We start from the raw sequence: 17,147 nt of genomic DNA, 5'->3' as shown, positions 1-17,147 counted from the left end.
CGAGCGCCCAAGCAATAAACTTTCTCGAATTGACGTTAACAATTACGTGAATTCGATGAAATCCTTCGCTGCCGTTACAAATCCGGGCAGCCCCCCAAATCCCCCACGAGTGAGGGACTTTGAACGAAGACTATGATCTAAAAGTCCTCCAGATTGGGGGGTTGGGGGGCAGAAGCGCTGAAGACCGAAGCGAAAAACTCCCATCGAATTCACGTTAACAATTAGACGGCTGTAACCTCTGGAGTGACGATCGCAGATGAGTGAGTCACAGCAACCCCTGGATAACTCGGAGAAATCGCCGCAGGACTAGGAAACGGCTTGCCAAATGAGAAAGCGTAGGCAGTGGAACCGTGTAAACACAAATGTTTCAGGCGTTCTTTGGACTGCTCAACGGTGGGGAATTCTCCAACTGGGAGCCACCAGAGCGCGAGAATCGGTTGATTGGTTTTGACAAACCAGCGGCGGCGATCGCGCATTACTCCCGCATGAGCACCCTGATAAACATAGTCAGATAGCGCCTGGAGCGATCGCCAAACGGTGAGGGTGATCAAGATGCGATCGTCCTCAAAGGCTCGAATGTTTGTCGCGTCGTCTTCTCCTTCACTGCGTAAGCGCCAGACAAAACCAGGGTCAACATCGGCAACTCGATTGACATCGCGAATTTGGGCGACAAAATCAGCCATCTGTGGGTCGTGTAAAGGAGCGCGAAGCGTTGCAATATTAACTTGGGCAAGATGAAATAATTCCGGGTAAATTCGCTGCATCGTCTAAACCAGGTAGATGGTCAGTGAAAACCTTCGCATAAATCATCTGTCTCAAGGGGTATCTATTGACGCAATTTAGTTAGTACTTCCAAAGATGAAAATAATTGCTCTGTTGCTGTCTCTTCTGCTGTTTGTCGGAATTGTGCCTTCGGTAGAGGCTGCAACCTGTCGCACGTTAAACGAGCAGCGGATTTGCATCATTCAAATCAAACGCAGCGCCAAAAACCACTGGGAATATCGTGCATCTGTCAGTGTGGATGGCGTAGTGACTGCGATGGAGTTTTATGATTGTCGCCAAAAAATTAAGGTACAAAACGATGGGCGAGTGGTGCGCTCCGATCGAGATCCCTCCGTCCAACTGATTTGCAGTTTCTTTAAGCGATAAAAAAGTTTCTTGAATTTGAGCAGTTGCCTCTCAAGTCTCAGATTTGACAACTCCTCTGCCTGAAGGCGAGGGGATTCTTGGTTCATCGGGATAGCTCATGCTACTTGCCCTCCCCAAAATTCACTGCGATGTGCCCCACCGCTGTATAGCCACGTTGCAATACCACTTGTGCGGTGCGACATCTCGATTTGTTTCATACCCGCACTCAGAACATCGTACCTGCGATCTTTGGGCAACTATGAGAAAATTTCCCCTAACCGTCGATCGAGGTTATTCAACACGACAAGAGTCTTTGGATTTCAACTTACAAAACCCCTCCTGACACTTCCTGGGTAGCTTACTAAACTCCCTGAAAGACGTCTGTCGAAAACATTTCTGATAATGTCCGTAGATAAGGAATCAAGATCGTCATGTCTGCGGGAGAGAGTTGTGCGTATAGCTCCCAGCCGATCACCTGCAACATATCCTGCACCATCTGCCACTTGACCTTTAGGCGAGGATAGAGCATCACACACAGCGGAAACAGTTGGCGCTGCACCGAAGAGACATTTCCCTCTAGAGCGCATAGACACAGATAGACCAAAAACATCTCAACATCGCGCAGGCTAGAAGTTCTCACATCTGATGAGTTGAGACTGCCGCTGTAAGTTTGATAACCCGGATTGAGACGACGAATTTGATCACAGACGCGATGGGCGACGCGACTACTAATCGGCAACAAATTTTGCACAGCCACTAGCTCAGGAGAATCGGCATCATGGTTTGCCGCCGCCTGATAAGCATCTCGCAATGGCATATACATGTGATCGTCCATTACTTTGAGGTAGGGCGAAAATAGCAGATGCTCGGCAGGAGAAAGCTGGTCTAAAAGAACCTTGCCCGTATGGTGAAACTGCATACTGACAAAGCCGATCGTGCGCGGATCTTCGGCTGTATATTTTTGGCGGAGCCGTCCGCAGTCATCCCCAATTACGACTGAGAGACGCTGGGGGGTGAGTCGATCGCCATACGCCACTAGGGCCTTCTCAAATAGCTGATGGGAGTCTGCTGCAATTTGCCAGGGGTCAAGCAAATCAGAATCAATCCCATGACGCAACACTTCGACTGCCAAAAGATTTTCGGTCATCGACCAGGCCTGAGCGCTGGCTGACTTTAAACTTTTCATCAGCTTCTCAGTGGTATATTGTCGCCCTTCTAAAGAAGCGTAATCCGAGAAACGATCGACCTTCTTGATCTGCGCTTCGTCATAATCTGAAGTGACTGAGACGATGTACTTTCTCGCCCAGGCCGCCGCCAGTGTGTGCAGATTTGATTTGGCTGTGTCTGTCGGGGGACGCTCGTCAGAAGGAGTCTCGGAGGTACGAGCAGGGGGAACAATCTGAGTCTGGATAGATACCGATCGCGTCATTGTTTTAGCCCAAACTTGTCAAAAAATTAACGATAAACAGAGTGACCAAACGTACAGCACAAATTGTTTGCGTTCGGTTACTTCTGGAACTTTATTAGAGCAAACCAGCAGCCAGAGGATAACCTGAGTCCAGATCGCTCTTGATGGCTAACCTGGGTAAATACTGAAAATGCCTGAATCAAGATCTCATTTAATGAAAGTAAATATACCGTAAGGAAGAATCAAGCACAACCAGTTTGTGAGACTGGAGATTCTTTTTTCACTAGATTTTTATTGTTTCTTAATACCATCCTGCAAGTTTCACTGTCTACACACTAGTTATGCGAGGAATGCACTAGCTAAACAATTTATATTCCAGAGAACACCTACTTATCTTGAAATATACAGTTTGGGAGCAACCAGGATCGTTTGTCTAAATTCCTACTGATAGCGCCAGATGAAGCGATCGTCTCTCCCACTCACTTGCTATCACTGGGCAGAACCCTCCTCCCTCCTCCCTCCTCTCTCCTCCCTCCTCCCCCATCCCTCCTCAAAGGCTCACGCCGAGGTCTAGCTTGGTATCTTCCCTCTATAATTAAGGATTGTAATTTAGACCCAGAAAGCCCCCTGGTATTGTCCCCAGGAATTTGTAACCCTATGTCAGAAGAACTTCGCGCCACTCGTATCGAAAAAGCTGAACAACTCAAGCAACTGGGTATCAACCCCTACGCTTATCGCTGGCAGTCAACCCACTCCGCTCACGAACTGCAAGAGAAATATGTTGAGCTGTCCAATGGGGAAGAAATTGAGATCGAAGTGGCGATCGCAGGCAGAATTCTTGCGCGGCGGGTGTTTGGTAAACTGGCGTTTTTTACGTTGCAGGATGAAACAGGCAGCATTCAGCTTTACCTGGATAAGAAGCGCATTCAAGAACACATGGGCGAGGCAGATCCGCAGGCGTTTGACCATCTAAAACAGCTTACCGATGTGGGAGATATCATCGGCGCAAAAGGCACTGTAAAACGCACCGAGAAAGGCGAACTCTCGGTCTATGTCAAAGACTATACAATGCTAACGAAATCGCTGCTGCCACTGCCTGATAAATGGCATGGACTCACCGACGTGGCAAAGCGTTACCGCCAGCGATATGTCGATTTGATTGTCAATCCTGAAGTGAGAGAAACGTTTCGACGACGCGCCTTAATCACTGCGGGGATGCGTCGCTACCTTGACCAGCAAGGCTTTATCGAAATCGAAACGCCCGTTCTGATGTCAGAAGCTGGGGGCGCAGATGCTCGTCCGTTTGTGACTTATCACAACACAATGGACATGGACTTGTATCTGCGAATCGCTACAGAATTGCACCTAAAACGGTTGGTCGTCGGCGGGTTTGAAAAGGTGTTTGAGATGGGGCGGATCTTTCGCAATGAGGGGATTTCGACTCGACACAATCCGGAGTTTACGACGATCGAGGTTTATCAAGCCTACGCCGACTATCAAGACATGATGGCCCTGACTGAAACCATGATTACAACCGTCGCGCAAACGGTTTTAGGAACGCTGCAACTCACCTATCAGGGCGAATCGGTTGACCTGACTCCTCCGTGGCGCAGAGTAACGATGCATGACATTGTTCAGGAAAAAACGGGCGTTGATTTTTCGCAATTCTCCTCTCTAGACGAGGCAAAATCGGCTGCCAAAACTGCGGGATTGATGGATGTAGAGAACTGTGAATCGATCGGCAAACTTCTCAATGAAGCCTTTGAGCAAACAGTGGAGACGACCTTAATTCAGCCAACTTTTGTGTTGGATTATCCGATCGAGATTTCTCCGTTAGCCAAGCCCCATCGCACCAAACCTGGACTGGTGGAACGATTTGAGTTATTTATGGTCGGCCGTGAAACTGCCAATAGCTTTTCTGAGTTGACCGACCCCCTAGATCAGCGAGAACGTCTCGAAGCGCAAGCTGCCCGCAAAGCTGCCGGAGATCTCGAAGCGCATGGCGTTGATGAAGACTTCTTAACTGCGCTGGAATATGGAATGCCGCCGACAGGAGGATTGGGGATCGGCATCGATCGTTTGGTGATGGTGCTCACTGATTCCGCTAGTATCCGCGATGTGATCGCCTTCCCATTGTTGAAACCTGAGAAATCTGATTCTGAGGGCGAGGAAGATTCAGAAAGTTAGGGCGAATTCTATGAATCTTCTTCGCTTCGGTGTTTCAATTTTCTGCCCCCCAACCTTGAACTCTGAGGAACTTTTAGATACGACGTTCAAAGTCTCTCTCTGCCGGGATTTGGGGAGCGAACTGGATTGACAACCGCAGCGAAAGATTTCCTCGAATCCACGTTTAACTAACATCCGTTGACCAAAGTGCTTCTCGGATCGGCGGGTTCGCTGTTAGAAAGCCAGCCAAAACTGGGTGAAATTCCGAAATTTCTGCCAAACGTTCGCTGGAGGTCAACTTCTACCCACACTTCGCCGTTTGCATCTTTTCGAGTAGTCGTCACCCCTCCAACCTGTGTGACAAAAACGCGCTGATTAGCCCCGACGGCCGCGATCGCCGCTGCCCCACGTCTGGAGTCTCGGCGCACATCCATTGAAATGACGGTACTTCTCACGAGGCGACACACACTCGTTTTGGTGGCATTGGGCGGAGTGACTGGAGTCGTGGGTCTTCCACAATCGAGCGCAGCATAATCCACAAATCCACTCGGCTTAATCTGGACACGGGCAGGCGGAACGCTGGGTAACGGTTCTACTAGAGCCACCGCAGTCCCCACATTCAGCGGACGAATCGGCAGCACTTCTGGGTCTCTAGGATTTGGCGTTCTAAAAACCGAAGTCGTCTTACTGACCACACAAGCCACCTGAGCCAATCGCATCGAAGCAGGTCGAGAAACCGCCAAAACAGGCAACTCTACCGCGATCGTCGCTATCGTCACCCCGGCTAAAACTCTGACCAAAAGGCTGCGATCGTTCACCTTATTCATCCATAAAGCTCCCATATCCATCACACCCAAACCTCTAAATTGCTGAGACATACTGAACTCATATTCTTTCAGTACCACAATTTAACGGGTAAGTCCACAGCTTTAGAAGGTTGTGCGATTGTGACAATCGGGGAGCCTATAGAACGCGATGGGCAACTTCTTCAGAAATGGTGAGTTACCCACCTGCGAGGTCGTCGTCTACTAACCGTTCGTTAGAAGGAGAAGGTTGTGCGGAGCGTGCCGATGACAGAATCGGCGTTGTTTCTGGACTGATCGGGAGCCGTAACCCAGATAACGCCGGGCGTGATGGAAATCCGATCGTTCACCTGATATCGATAAAACGCTTCGACATGCAGTGAGGTGTCATTGGCCAATCCCAATTGAGTGAGGCTGATGTTGTTGCGATCGACACTGCCAAGATATGGCTCGACCCCAACGACAACCCCACCCAGACTGCCCTTCTTCAACAGATCTGGGAAGGCTAACCCTACGCCGTAGTACCAGATTTCACCATGAAAGGTGCGATCGTTCACCATCAGATCGGTGTAGCCCCCAAAGGCATTGATTGCAATTCCAGGACTGAGCCTAAACGCGACAGATGCCCCATAGGAGTTGGTAAAGGCATTTAACCCCAGTCCCGTGTTGAGCGCATTGGCGGGAGCCGTCCCGGTGAGAAAGCGATCGCCGCCCATATCAAAGATCGAATTGCCCGAGAAATGGAAGCCATGTACAAAGGTCAAGGCGACTTGTAGCGCAGGACTGGGTTTGAGGGTCAGTTGTCCGACAACCGCATCATTGCCACCAAACAGTCCGCGATCGGTCGCAGGATCAGGCGCATTCTCAGACAGATAACCACCCGCTAGCACAAATTTCTCGTCACGGTCGATTGCAAAGCTGACTGCAACGCCTGCCCCGCCTCCAATTCGATAAATGGGATTTTGTTGCCCAAAGGTCGAAATTGAGCCATTGCCACCATCTTGATCATCAAAAAACGGATTAGCCGTCGAGACAAAATAGCTGCTGCGTCCGCCCGTTGCCGCCACATAGACTTTAATTTGTTCGCCAATGGGGAAGGTGTAATCTAAGCGATCGAGCGAAACTTGATTGCCACTATCGCCATTGACGCTGGAACTCAACGTTCCTTCGGCCGTGCCCTGTGAAACAGCAGGCGCGAGACTCGCAGGTGAATTGGGTGTGAGGAAATTTCCAGCCGTGAGACGAGTGTGCAAAATGTCTCGACCGCTAAAGCTGGTTTGCAGATCTACCCGCACGCGATCCTGCAAGACGGCGTTGTTGTTGCCAAAATCAGAGGCTTGATCGCCAAAGAAGTCTGTTACCGCAAAAATCGCTTCTCCACTCAGCTTAGTGGTGGTTGAGAACTGCTGCTTTTCTAACGTCGTAGTGCGCGCTTCTAATGCATCAACTCGTCCGCGTAGCGTTGCCAATTCTCCAGCAAATTCTTCTTGCAGTCTTTGTAGCGTCACTAAATCTTCTTTTTTGACGAGATCTGCGGTTGATGCAGCGATTAACTCATTGACGCGATCGAGACACGCATTCAATCCGGCTGCAAATTCATACCGTGTCATGGCTCGATTACCACGATAGGTTTTATCTGGGTATCCTGCGATACATCCGTAGCGTTCCACCAAGGATTGCAGCGCTTGAAAGGCCCAGTCTGTAGGGCGCACGTCTGACAGTTGAGAAACGGAGGTAACTTGAGGCTGCGATGTGTCTGAAGGGGCTTGTGAAGGGGCGGCTTCTGCGGGAACGGACGGGGCGGCGGTGGGAGTTTCTGAAGCCTGTAGCGGGACGGTTTCAATCTTGGGAACAGGAGCGATCGGTTGAGAAGCCTGTGGCGGAGCGGTGACGGGAGCAGCGATCGGCGTTCCTGCTGGCGGCGGGGCAGTTTCGCTAACTGGGTCTGACGGTTTCGGTGGAACAGTTTCGATCTTTGCAGGAATATAGGATGATTCGTCGATCGTTCCAGGAGGCGCGGTCTGCGGCGGCATGGCTTGTGCAATGAGAGAAACCGACGACTCGGCACGCCCAGGACTCGCTAACAAAACGCCCAACATTCCTGAGAGCATCCACACTGCTCCTCTGCCCTTAAGATTCACCATACTAACCTCACAGCTATTAACAACAGGAACTCCAATAGAGTTCGCTTCTATTTAAGGTCAAATTTTGATTTTGGCACGAGAAAGTTTGGAAATGAACAATTAACTTTATAAAAACTAGCGACTTGTGCCTCCTTAAATGCTCCAGGAAAATCCTCCAAGATTGTCAGTTCACAACATTTTCAAATCATCTACGCTAGAAATAGTCCTGCATCGCAAATTTCAACATGTCTACCATCGAGGTCAAACACCTGAGCAAGGTTTATCCGGTCTCAGTTAAAGAATCTGGACTCAAAGGCACTTTCAATCACTTCTTTAAGCGCAACTATCGATTGATCAAAGCAGTTCAGGATGTCTCGTTTCAGATCGAAGCTGGCGAAATGGTCGGATTTTTGGGAGCCAACGGAGCCGGAAAAACCACGACGCTGAAAATGTTAACGGGATTGATTCACCCTTCAGAAGGTCACGTCAACGTTGCAGGACACACGCCGTTTGAGCGAAGATCGCCCTTTCTCAAAAAAGTCACCCTAGTCATGGGGCAAAAGCAGCAATTGATCTGGGATCTACCTGCAATGGATTCACTCAAGATCAATGCGGCGGTTTATGGGATTCGCGATCGCGACTTTGATCATCGGTTGAGCGAACTTTCAGAAATGCTGTCGCTAGAAGGCAAACTTACGCAGCCTGTTCGCAAACTGTCTCTTGGCGAACGCATGAAAGCCGAACTGTTGGCCGCCTTACTGCACCAGCCCGAAGTTCTGTTTCTGGATGAGCCAACCCTGGGATTAGATGTGAATGCTCAAGTCGCGGTTCGAGAGTTTTTGCGAGACTATAACCAACGCTATCAAGCCACCGTTTTGCTGACCAGTCACTATATGGCAGACATTACCGCATTGTGTCAGCGAGTTTTGATGATTCATCAAGGACAATTAATCTACGACGGCAGTCTTGAAGGGTTAGTTGATCGCTTTGCGCCCTGTCGAGAAGTCAGTGTCGAATTTGCGCGGCCTTACTCAAAAGATCAGCTTTCTATCTATGCAGATCTGCAAGCATTTGACAAACAATCGGCTCGTTTTTTAGTCCGACAAGAACATCTCACAACTTTAGTAGGAAAGCTTTTAGCGGATCTGGAAGTGGTTGATCTAACGGTGACTGACCCGCTGATCGAAGAAGTCATCGGTCAGGTTTTTCAAGCCGGAACCGCACAATTATCATGAATGAGAAAATACAACCAATCTTGGTGCAGTTGCGCTGTCAACTTAATGAAATGTATGACGATCGCTTGATTCGAGTCGTTCTTTATGGTTCTCAAGCCAGAGGTGATGCACTACCTGATTCAGATATTGATGTGTTAGTTGTTCTGAGAGAACCTGTTGATTTTGCATCAGAAATTGAGCGCACAAGTTATCTAGTGACATCGCTTTGTTTACAACACAATGTTCTACTTTCCTGTACTTTTGTTGGAAGCAATCGTTTTGATCAAACTCAAGGTGGCTTCCTCCGAAACGTTCGCCAAGAAGGAGTCACGGTATGACTTCCGAACAGCAAGCTTTGCTGCAAAAAGAGGTGAGAAGTTTAGAAGCTGCAAAAGTTCTTAATCGGGAAGGTTTGCCAGAGTTTGCAGTGACTCGTGCCTATTACACGATGTTTTATATTGTTGAAGCATTTCTAGAAGGAGACAACTTATCTTTTTCTAAACACTCTGCGGTAATTTCAGCATTTGGTCAACGTTTTGCAAATACTGGAAGAGTTCCTGTTGAGTTTCACCGCTATCTCATTACAGCCGAACAAATTCGTCGTCAAGGTGATTATGATACAACCCCAGAACTGACCGAAGTACAAGCAGCAGAACAAATCCTTCGGGCAGAACAGTTTTTAGAGTTAGCAGCGCAAATGCTAGAAAGTTAATTTACAAGCCCAGTTTACAACTATGAAACGATTATTTAGAGTCATCAAAACCATGCTGCTGGTCTACTACGACTACATGGTGGAATATCGAGCAGAATTGATTTTGTGGGTGTTGTCTGGCTCGTTGCCAATCATACTCATGGGCGTGTGGATACAAGCAGCCCAACAGACAAATTTTGGCTTGTCACCGACTGATTTTGCGCGTTATTTTTTGGCTGTTTTTTTGGTCAGGCAGTTGACGATCGTCTGGGTAATTTGGGAATTTGAACGAGAAGTGATTGAAGGAAAATTGTCGTTTCGCTTGATGCAGCCGATCGATCCCGCTTTCTATCATGTGATTTCCCACATTTCAGAAAAGTTTGCGCGAGTGCCATTCGCAATTCTATTGATCGGGCTATTCTTCTGGCTGTATCCCACAGCATTTTGGATTCCCAGTTTAACTAATTTTTTGTGGTTCCTTTTAGCGACTGGATTGGCGTTTGCACTACAATTCATCATGCAGTATACGATCGCCATGCTTTCCTTTTGGACAGAACGAGCCAGTGCATTACAAGAATTCTGGTTTTTGTTCTATCTATTTCTCTCTGGTGTGGTGGCTCCATTAGAGGTGTTTCCACCCGAAATTAGAACGATCGCGCTCTTTACGCCGTTCCCCTATTTGATCAATTTTCCCGCTAGTATCCTCGTCGGATTGCCCACTAATTTGCTGCAAGGATTTCTCGTCATGTTGGCCTGGGGACTGGGATTTTTCGCCCTCAATCGCTGGCTGTGGCGCAAAGGCTTGAAGCAGTATTCGGGAATGGGAGCGTAGGGAGGGATGAGGGATGAGGGATGAGGGATGAGGGATGAGGGATGAGGGATGGAGTCGCGTTTTTAGTCTTCGGTCTTCGGTCTTTTGTCTTCGGTCTTCTGTACGACATGCGAGAGGGATGAAAAATGAAAAGATATTTTAGGTTGTTGAGATTGTTTTGGAGTACGGCGATCGCCGCTGAGTTAGAGTATCGGGCCAACTTTGCGATCGCTTCCCTCACTAGCTTGGGTGGGTTGGCAGGTAGTTTGTTTGGGCTGTTTTTGTTTTATCGGACGGGCTACACATTTCAGGGGTGGCGATGGGAAGAAGCGCTGATTGTGCTGGGAATCTTCACCATGCTAGAAGGCTTTTCGGGGACGTTTTTGGCTCCTAACTTAAATCGCATCGTCAAGCATGTACAACAGGGAACGCTGGATTTTGTCCTGCTCAAACCCGTTAGCTCACAGTTTTGGTTATCGGCTCATACGATTTCACCCTGGGGATTGCCCGATCTGATTTTTGGAGCGATCGTCGTTTTCTACGCAGGTAATCAATTAGGGGTGAGTCTTTCTGCTTACTTAACGAGTCTGATACCATTGGCGTTCGGATTAACGATTTTATACAGTTTGTGGTTTATGTTGGGTGCAACGAGCATTTGGTTTGTCAAAATTTATAATGTGACAGAAGTGCTGCGAGGATTGCTAGAAGCGGGACGGTTTCCAATGGCGGCCTATCCCGTTGCCTATCGATTTTTCTTTACCTTTCTAGTTCCTGTAGCGTTCTTGACCACACTTCCCGCCGAAGCCATGTTAGGAAGAGTCCAAATCGGCTGGACGATCGCCGCCGCCCTTTTAGCCACTGCCCTATTCATCGCCGCCTCATTCTTCTGGCGCTTTGCTCTCCGCTTCTACACCAGCGCCTCCAGCTAACCCCTCACGCCTCCTCGCGCAGCGGATTACCCCCCAACGGGGAACAGATCATCAAAGTTCTCCCTCATCCCTCCAAAATGTCACCGTCGCCCATCATCGGAATCACCACCCATAGCCGCAACGAAGCCGGAGAACTGTGCCTACCCGGAACTTATGTCGATGCGGTGCAACTGGCAGGCGGATCGCCCATTTTGTTGCCGCCCAATCAGCCTGACCAGATTCTCAACATTTTGGATGGACTGATTTTTACAGGGGGCGGTGATATCAATCCTGCTCTCTATGGCGGCGAGGCGCATCCGACGATTTACGCCGTCGATCCCGATCGCGATGAATTTGAGTTGGCGCTGGCAAAAGTCGCCCTGACCACCCAGATCCCAATTTTGGGAATTTGTCGCGGAATGCAGGTGCTAAATGTGGCAACGGGCGGCGATCTGGTGCCACATGTACCCGACGTTTATGGAGACGCGATTGCTCATCGGCTCGATCATCCCCGTCGCCCCACTCAGCATGAAGTGCAGGTTTTTCCTAACAGTCGATTGGCTCAGATTTTGGGCGCTGAAACTGTGTCGATCGTCACCTGGCATCATCAAGCGGTTCGCACCTTTTCAGCCGATTGGCGACTGGCGGCCCAAGCGTCTGATGGACTCGTCGAAGCCTTGGAGCATCAGTATCATCCCTGGGCGATCGGACTCCAGTGGCATCCCGAAATGTCCGCCCAAGATCCCGCCCATTTGAAGCTGTTTCAGGCATTGGTCAAAGCAGCCAGAAGGTAGATTTTTGGGAAGGCTAGCCCTGATCCCAATATTCTGATATCCTGACAGGCTGCATCGGATCAATGAAAAGATTTTCAACGATTGGTCACACGATCGTCATTTCTGAGCGTTAAATTGAACCATTCAGCCCCCGCTTTTCTATGATCGAAGTCGAACATCTCAGCAAACTCTACGGATCAACGCCTGCGATCGCCGATGTCACGTTCTCAGTGGAGCCAGGAGAAATTTTGGGCTTTTTAGGGCCCAATGGAGCCGGAAAAACGACGACGATGAGAATTTTGTCGGGCTATCTTCCGGCGACTCAAGGAACGGCGAAAGTTGCGGGATTTGAGGTTCACGAAGACTCGATGGCCGTCCGGCAGCGGATTGGATATTTGCCCGAAACGCCGCCTCTGTACCCGGATATGACGGTCGAAGGCTACCTGAATTTTGTGGCGCAGATCAAAGGAGTTAACGCGGGCGATCGCCCCACTCGCATCCAGTCGGCTCTCGAACGCTGCACCCTGCTCGAAAAGCGCAAGACGATCATTCGCAAGCTGTCTAAGGGATTTCGGCAACGGGTCGGCATTGCTCAAGCGATCGTTCATGATCCCCCAGTGATTATTTTGGACGAGCCGACGGTCGGACTTGATCCCCGACAGATTATTGAAGTTCGCAATCTGATCAAAAATTTGGCAGGCGATCACACGGTCATTTTATCGACCCACATTTTGCCCGAAGTTAGTATGACCTGTAGCCGGGTTGCCATTATCAATCGGGGGCAGGTCGTCGCCACCAACACGCCCGAAAATCTGATGACACAACTGATGGGGCGATCGGGCTATGAGCTAGAGGTTGAAGGCGACTGGGCGGACGTGCAGCGCTGTCTACAATCGGTGGTTGGAGTCAAGTCTGTGGAAACGATCGGGACGTTAAGCACCCGTCTCAAAGTCAAAGTGGTGTCTGATTCAGAAACAGAATTGGGGCGAGATTTGGCGGCGGCCCTGGTCGGTCATCATCTCGGACTCTATGAAATGCGGCGAGTGCAAGCCAGTTTAGAAACCGTATTTTTGCAGCTAACCACCGAAGAAAAGCCGTTAGATCAGCCCGAATCCGAGGAAACAGACGCATGAATACGATCGCCTACAATTTTTTGGCCATTTATCGCCGTGAGTTGCAGAGCTATTTTGCGTCTCCGCTGGCTTACGCGATCGCGGCCATTTTTTGGCTGTTAGCTGGCATTCTGTTTACTGCGACGCTGGACGGCATTATTCAACAAACGGCCGCCTATGATTTGCAGGCTCAGTCAGGGTTTCAGCTTCCGGCTGTGGATGCGCCTTATGAATTCATTCGAGCATTCCTCGGTCTGATGGGGTCGCTGTCGCTGTTTGTGTTGCCGCTGTTGTCAATGGGATTGTACGCCGAAGAACGTAAGCGTGGCACGTTAGAGTTATTGGCCACTTCACCCATTACAAATTGGGCCGTTGCAGTTGGTAAATTGTTGGGCGTGTTGACGTTCTTTATTACGATGTCGCTGCCGTTGCTATTGTATGAAGCGATCGCACTCAGTAGTGTCAATCCTCCCGTTCAATTTAGTGTGTTGCTGTTGGGTCATGCTGGCTTGATCTTATTAGCTGCCGCAGTGCTGTCATTGGGAATGTTTATTTCTTCGCTTACAGATAGTACAATTCTCGCGGCGATATTCACGTTTGCGTTGGTGTTGTCGCTCTGGATTGTTGATGTCGCGGCTAAAAGTTTGGGTGGCGCTTTTGGGGATGCGCTATTGCATTTGTCATTATTGAAGCATTACACCAATTTGATCCAGGGCATTGTCGATACGAGTAGTTTAGTCTTGTTTGCCAGCTACACTTTATTGGGCGTTTTTCTGACTGCACAGTCGATCGATGCCCTACGATTTCAGCGTTCCTGACTTTTAAGAAGCCCCTTTTATGAAAACCATCAAGCGCCTCAAGCCTCTCAAATACTTGTTTTGGCTCGGTCTGTTTCTCACCGTGATGGGCATTTCTGCGGGAATCGTCTCAGGCACCTGGGGCGCGATTCCGTTGGGGCTGGTGATTGGGGGAGTCGCGATCGCTGGGCTGTGGCTGATTTTATTAGGACGACTCGAAGACTCGTTTCAGCCAAAATTTTGGAGCCGTCGATCGACCCAATCTGGCACAAACGCGCTGGTGGGGTCGATCGCCATTCTCTTGATTTTGGGGCTGACCAATTTTCTCGCAGTGCGCCACTCCACCCGCATCGACCTGACCGAATCAAAACTCTTCACCCTCGCCCCCGAAACACAGCAGGTTCTAAAGGATCTCAAACAGGGCATCAAAGTCTATGTGTTTGACAATCAGCAAAATCCTCAAGACCGCGATTTGTTAGAAAACTATCAGCGCAAAAATCCTCAGTTTAGTTTTGCTTACGTCGATCCAGAAGCCAACCCCGGATTAGCCGAAACCTTTGGCATCAAAAATTCAGGCGAAAACCGCGATGTGTATCTGGAGCTTCAGCCCACCCAACGCAGACAATTTCTGCAAAACGTCAATTCTCAACTTCGTCTCTCAGAAAGCAAGCTGACGAGCGGCATTGTGCAAATTACCAGCGATCGCCGCGCCAAGGTTTACTTTATCCAGGGACATGGAGAACGATCGCTCACTGGAGAAGGCGGTATTTCTCAAGGGGTGAAGGCGCTCGAAGACAAGAACTTTTTTAGCACTCCGCTCAATCTGGCTCAGGCGGGTAAAGTGCCTGCTGATGCAACCGTTGTGGTGATGGCTGGCCCGACTCGTGCCTTGTTAGATCCTGAAGTAAGCGCGATCGAAACTTACCTCAATCAAGGCGGCAATCTGCTGGTCATGGTCGATCCTAAAAACAAATCTGGATTGGAAAGTTTGCTCAATCAGTGGGGCGTAAAGCTGGACGATCGCGTGGCAATCAATGGCTCCGATCGTCAGGTCAAAGGCTGGGGCGTGACGGGCATGGTCGTCGATCAGTATGGCACTCACCCGATCACTCAAGATTTTCACAACGGTATTTCACTCTATCCCCTGGCGCGTCCTTTAGAAATCACAACCGTCTCCGGCGTACAAGCCACTCCCTTACTGTTAACCGACCCCAAAAGCTGGGCAGAAAGTGACCTCAAAGAACAACCCCCCAAATTGAATGGTGGCGATCGACCCGGCCCACTTGCCCTGGGAGCCGCCTTTACTCGATCGGTGTCCTCAACTGCTTCACGCGCTCAGGCTCGACTCGTCGTTTTTGGCAACTCCAGCTTTGTCAACGACAGCCTATTTGGACAACAACTCAATGGTGATGTCTTCCTCAACTCGGTGCGCTGGCTTAGTCAACAAGATGAGCAACCTTTATCGATTCGTCCTAAAGATGTCAAAAATCGCCGCATTGTCTTGACTATCGAGCAGGCAAACGTGTTGGGATTCATCGCTTTGGCAGCCGTTCCATTATTGGGATTGGGGAGTGCTGGTTTTATTTGGTGGCGACGGCGGTAGGGGTGTAACCCTGTGACAGAATTTACCAATAAAGGGGTAACTTAAGGAGGGTTATTGGGTGAGCCGATTGGAAGATGCTAGGGTGTCCTCCTGCCACCGATACTAAACCCTACAGTTAACGTTGCCTTTTGTTGCGGGTGGTCAGTTATGTCAGCAGAGTTTCAAGAACTAGAAGCCTTGGCACAAGAAGACTTTGACTGGGGACAATCCACTTTCCCCGCCCAAATTGAGCAGTTCCGAGATGCCACGCTCGAAGAAGTGGTGGATCTGCTAGATGAAGCGGTCGAAGTACATCGCCGTCTAGCGCCTACCTTGCCGACTCATTTATTACAAAGTGCCCGTCAAGAAGTTGAGTTTCTCACCACGGTCTGCCGTCAGAGATTTGGCTATCCGCTGTCCGTCCTTTCTCAATACAGCAGATCTTAGGATCATAGTTCAACCAATCCAGCGAATGCAGTTCGCTTCGCAAGTGTCTTCGGCGGCTCTGAGAACTTGACTTCACGGGTTAAAATGCCCTCCTAGTCGGTGAAGGCAGACTTTATTTTGATAGGCGCGGTTTGAACGACCAGCCAAAATTACGGGTGATTAAATCCTCGATTCTGAGAATCTTAGAAGCGTTTAAAATCTGTAAACTACATAACGCTGCGCTCGATCGTCGGATTTACCCTGGAAAATAGACCCACAGACGTTCTATTTGCGATCGCGTCTGCCTATTATCTATGCCACTGATCAATCGAGTCTCTCAACCCGAAACCGAAACCCGCACCCGCATTCTCAAATCAGCGTTAAAGTTGTTTGCCAAACATGGCTACGATGGCACCACCACTCGCGATTTGGCCGAACACGCAGGCGTAGCAGAAGGAACGCTGTTTCGGCACTTTAGCAACAAAAAAGCGATTTTGGTCGAGGTGGCGACGCAGGGATGGATTGACATTCTCACTGACCTGCTGACCGAGTTGAGCGAGATGGGCAGCTACAAAGCGGTGGCTCAAGTGATGCGGCGACGAATGCTCAACCTGCACAAAAATGCTGACATGCTCAAGGTTTGCTTTATGGAGGCGCAGTTTCATCCCGATTTGCGCGATCGCATTCAGATTGAGGTGATCGAGAAAATGACCGATGTTGCCGAAGCGTTTTTTCAGACTGCGATGGATCAAGGCATTTACCGTCCAATGAATCCAAAATTAGTTGCACGAGTGTTTTTGGGGATGTTTGCGGTCGCCGGATTTAGCCAAGACACGATCATGGGCCCCGATAGCTCTCCGGCTGAGATGCAAGAAATGGCAGAAGGGTTGGCTGAGATCTTTTTGAATGGCGTTCTTGTGAAGGGGTGAGGAGTAAGGGGTGACCGATCGCTTGATTCCTCGAATGCTCCCCTAAATCTTTCGCTAATAAGGGACTTTGAACCAGAAATCTTGTCTTATAGTCCCCCAGAATTGGCAGCTTGGGGGCAGAAGCTCTCCACATCGAAGCGAAAGAACTGCATCAAATTGATGTCAATTTAAACCTCCGCATTCCCCATGTGCCAACTGCTCGGATTGACATCCTCACCGGGCTAAAGCCACGGCGATTCCAAGAATCACTTCTTAGATCTTTCTGCTTCCTAGCAC

Annotated in this window: 17 protein-coding genes; 13 read left to right on the top strand and 4 right to left on the bottom strand. The window is 49.5% G+C overall.

Annotation, left to right across the window (positions count from 1 at the left end; genetic code table 11):
* Positions 1–221: 221 nt before the first annotated feature.
* On the bottom strand, positions 222–764 hold the full coding sequence (locus ACKFKF_RS04135) for a DUF3291 domain-containing protein (RefSeq protein ID WP_446866512.1): 543 nt from the start codon (positions 762–764) through the stop codon (positions 222–224).
* A gap of 94 nt (positions 765–858) precedes the next feature.
* Here ACKFKF_RS04135 and ACKFKF_RS04130 point away from each other — a divergent pair, with 94 nt between their 5' ends.
* Positions 859–1,149 (top strand): hypothetical protein, encoded by a 291-nt coding sequence (locus tag ACKFKF_RS04130; protein ID WP_446866511.1) that lies wholly within the window; start codon positions 859–861, stop codon positions 1,147–1,149.
* Positions 1,150–1,489: 340 nt separating this feature from the next.
* Here the strand turns inward: ACKFKF_RS04130 and ACKFKF_RS04125 are convergent, their stop codons facing one another.
* Complete coding sequence (locus ACKFKF_RS04125; RefSeq protein WP_446856782.1) at positions 1,490–2,557, bottom strand: hypothetical protein; 1,068 nt, start codon at positions 2,555–2,557, stop codon at positions 1,490–1,492.
* A 636-nt stretch (positions 2,558–3,193) separates the two neighbouring features.
* On the opposite strand from ACKFKF_RS04125, the gene lysS reads away from it, so the two are divergent.
* Complete coding sequence (gene lysS, locus ACKFKF_RS04120) at positions 3,194–4,723, top strand: lysine--tRNA ligase (RefSeq protein ID WP_446866509.1); 1,530 nt, start codon at positions 3,194–3,196, stop codon at positions 4,721–4,723.
* A gap of 167 nt (positions 4,724–4,890) precedes the next feature.
* On the opposite strand, the gene ACKFKF_RS04115 is transcribed toward lysS, so the two are convergent.
* Together ACKFKF_RS04115 and ACKFKF_RS04110 are read right to left on the bottom strand one after the other, a co-directional pair.
* Positions 4,891–5,580 carry a hypothetical protein gene (locus ACKFKF_RS04115; RefSeq protein ID WP_446866508.1) on the bottom strand — a complete coding sequence of 230 codons (690 nt, stop codon included), beginning with the start codon at positions 5,578–5,580 and terminating at the stop codon, positions 4,891–4,893.
* A 161-nt stretch (positions 5,581–5,741) separates the two neighbouring features.
* Positions 5,742–7,649, bottom strand: coding sequence for an iron uptake porin (locus tag ACKFKF_RS04110; protein WP_446866507.1), 1,908 nt, complete (start codon positions 7,647–7,649; stop codon positions 5,742–5,744).
* A gap of 224 nt (positions 7,650–7,873) precedes the next feature.
* On the opposite strand from ACKFKF_RS04110, the gene ACKFKF_RS04105 reads away from it, so the two are divergent.
* From ACKFKF_RS04105 to ACKFKF_RS04055, 11 genes are all read left to right on the top strand, one after another.
* Positions 7,874–8,863: an ABC transporter ATP-binding protein gene (locus tag ACKFKF_RS04105; protein WP_446866506.1), complete on the top strand. Its 990-nt coding sequence runs from the start codon at positions 7,874–7,876 to the stop codon at positions 8,861–8,863.
* A complete protein-coding gene (locus ACKFKF_RS04100) occupies positions 8,860–9,180 on the top strand; it encodes a nucleotidyltransferase domain-containing protein (protein WP_446866505.1) in 321 nt (106 codons plus the stop codon). Before ACKFKF_RS04105 ends, ACKFKF_RS04100 begins: the two co-directional genes overlap by 4 nt.
* On the top strand, positions 9,177–9,554 hold the full coding sequence (locus ACKFKF_RS04095; RefSeq protein ID WP_446866504.1) for a HEPN domain-containing protein: 378 nt from the start codon (positions 9,177–9,179) through the stop codon (positions 9,552–9,554). The genes ACKFKF_RS04100 and ACKFKF_RS04095 overlap by 4 nt, the downstream gene beginning before the upstream one ends.
* Positions 9,555–9,576: 22 nt before the next feature.
* On the top strand, positions 9,577–10,365 hold the full coding sequence (locus ACKFKF_RS04090) for an ABC transporter permease (protein WP_446866502.1): 789 nt from the start codon (positions 9,577–9,579) through the stop codon (positions 10,363–10,365).
* A gap of 125 nt (positions 10,366–10,490) precedes the next feature.
* Positions 10,491–11,273: an ABC transporter permease gene (locus tag ACKFKF_RS04085; RefSeq protein WP_446856790.1), complete on the top strand. Its 783-nt coding sequence runs from the start codon at positions 10,491–10,493 to the stop codon at positions 11,271–11,273.
* 77 nt (positions 11,274–11,350) lie between these two features.
* Positions 11,351–12,046, top strand: a complete 696-nt coding sequence (locus ACKFKF_RS04080) for a gamma-glutamyl-gamma-aminobutyrate hydrolase family protein (protein ID WP_446866500.1) — start codon at positions 11,351–11,353, stop codon at positions 12,044–12,046.
* A gap of 140 nt (positions 12,047–12,186) precedes the next feature.
* Positions 12,187–13,158, top strand: a complete 972-nt coding sequence (locus ACKFKF_RS04075; protein ID WP_446866498.1) for an ABC transporter ATP-binding protein — start codon at positions 12,187–12,189, stop codon at positions 13,156–13,158.
* The gene (locus ACKFKF_RS04070; RefSeq protein WP_446866496.1) at positions 13,155–13,955 is read left to right on the top strand and encodes an ABC transporter permease; all 801 of its coding nucleotides are present in this window, start codon (positions 13,155–13,157) and stop codon (positions 13,953–13,955) included. Before ACKFKF_RS04075 ends, ACKFKF_RS04070 begins: the two co-directional genes overlap by 4 nt.
* Positions 13,956–13,974: 19 nt before the next feature.
* Positions 13,975–15,537, top strand: coding sequence for a GldG family protein (locus ACKFKF_RS04065; protein ID WP_446866495.1), 1,563 nt, complete (start codon positions 13,975–13,977; stop codon positions 15,535–15,537).
* Between the two features lie 147 nt (positions 15,538–15,684).
* The gene (locus ACKFKF_RS04060; RefSeq protein WP_446866494.1) at positions 15,685–15,963 is read left to right on the top strand and encodes a hypothetical protein; all 279 of its coding nucleotides are present in this window, start codon (positions 15,685–15,687) and stop codon (positions 15,961–15,963) included.
* Positions 15,964–16,256: 293 nt separating this feature from the next.
* On the top strand, positions 16,257–16,871 hold the full coding sequence (locus ACKFKF_RS04055; RefSeq protein WP_446866493.1) for a TetR/AcrR family transcriptional regulator: 615 nt from the start codon (positions 16,257–16,259) through the stop codon (positions 16,869–16,871).
* Positions 16,872–17,147: the final 276 nt, after the last annotated feature.

This window comes from Phormidesmis sp. 146-12, assembly GCF_052939495.1.
The sequence above is the reverse complement of the archived record's forward strand: the minus strand, read 5'-3'. Positions and strand labels throughout refer to the sequence as shown.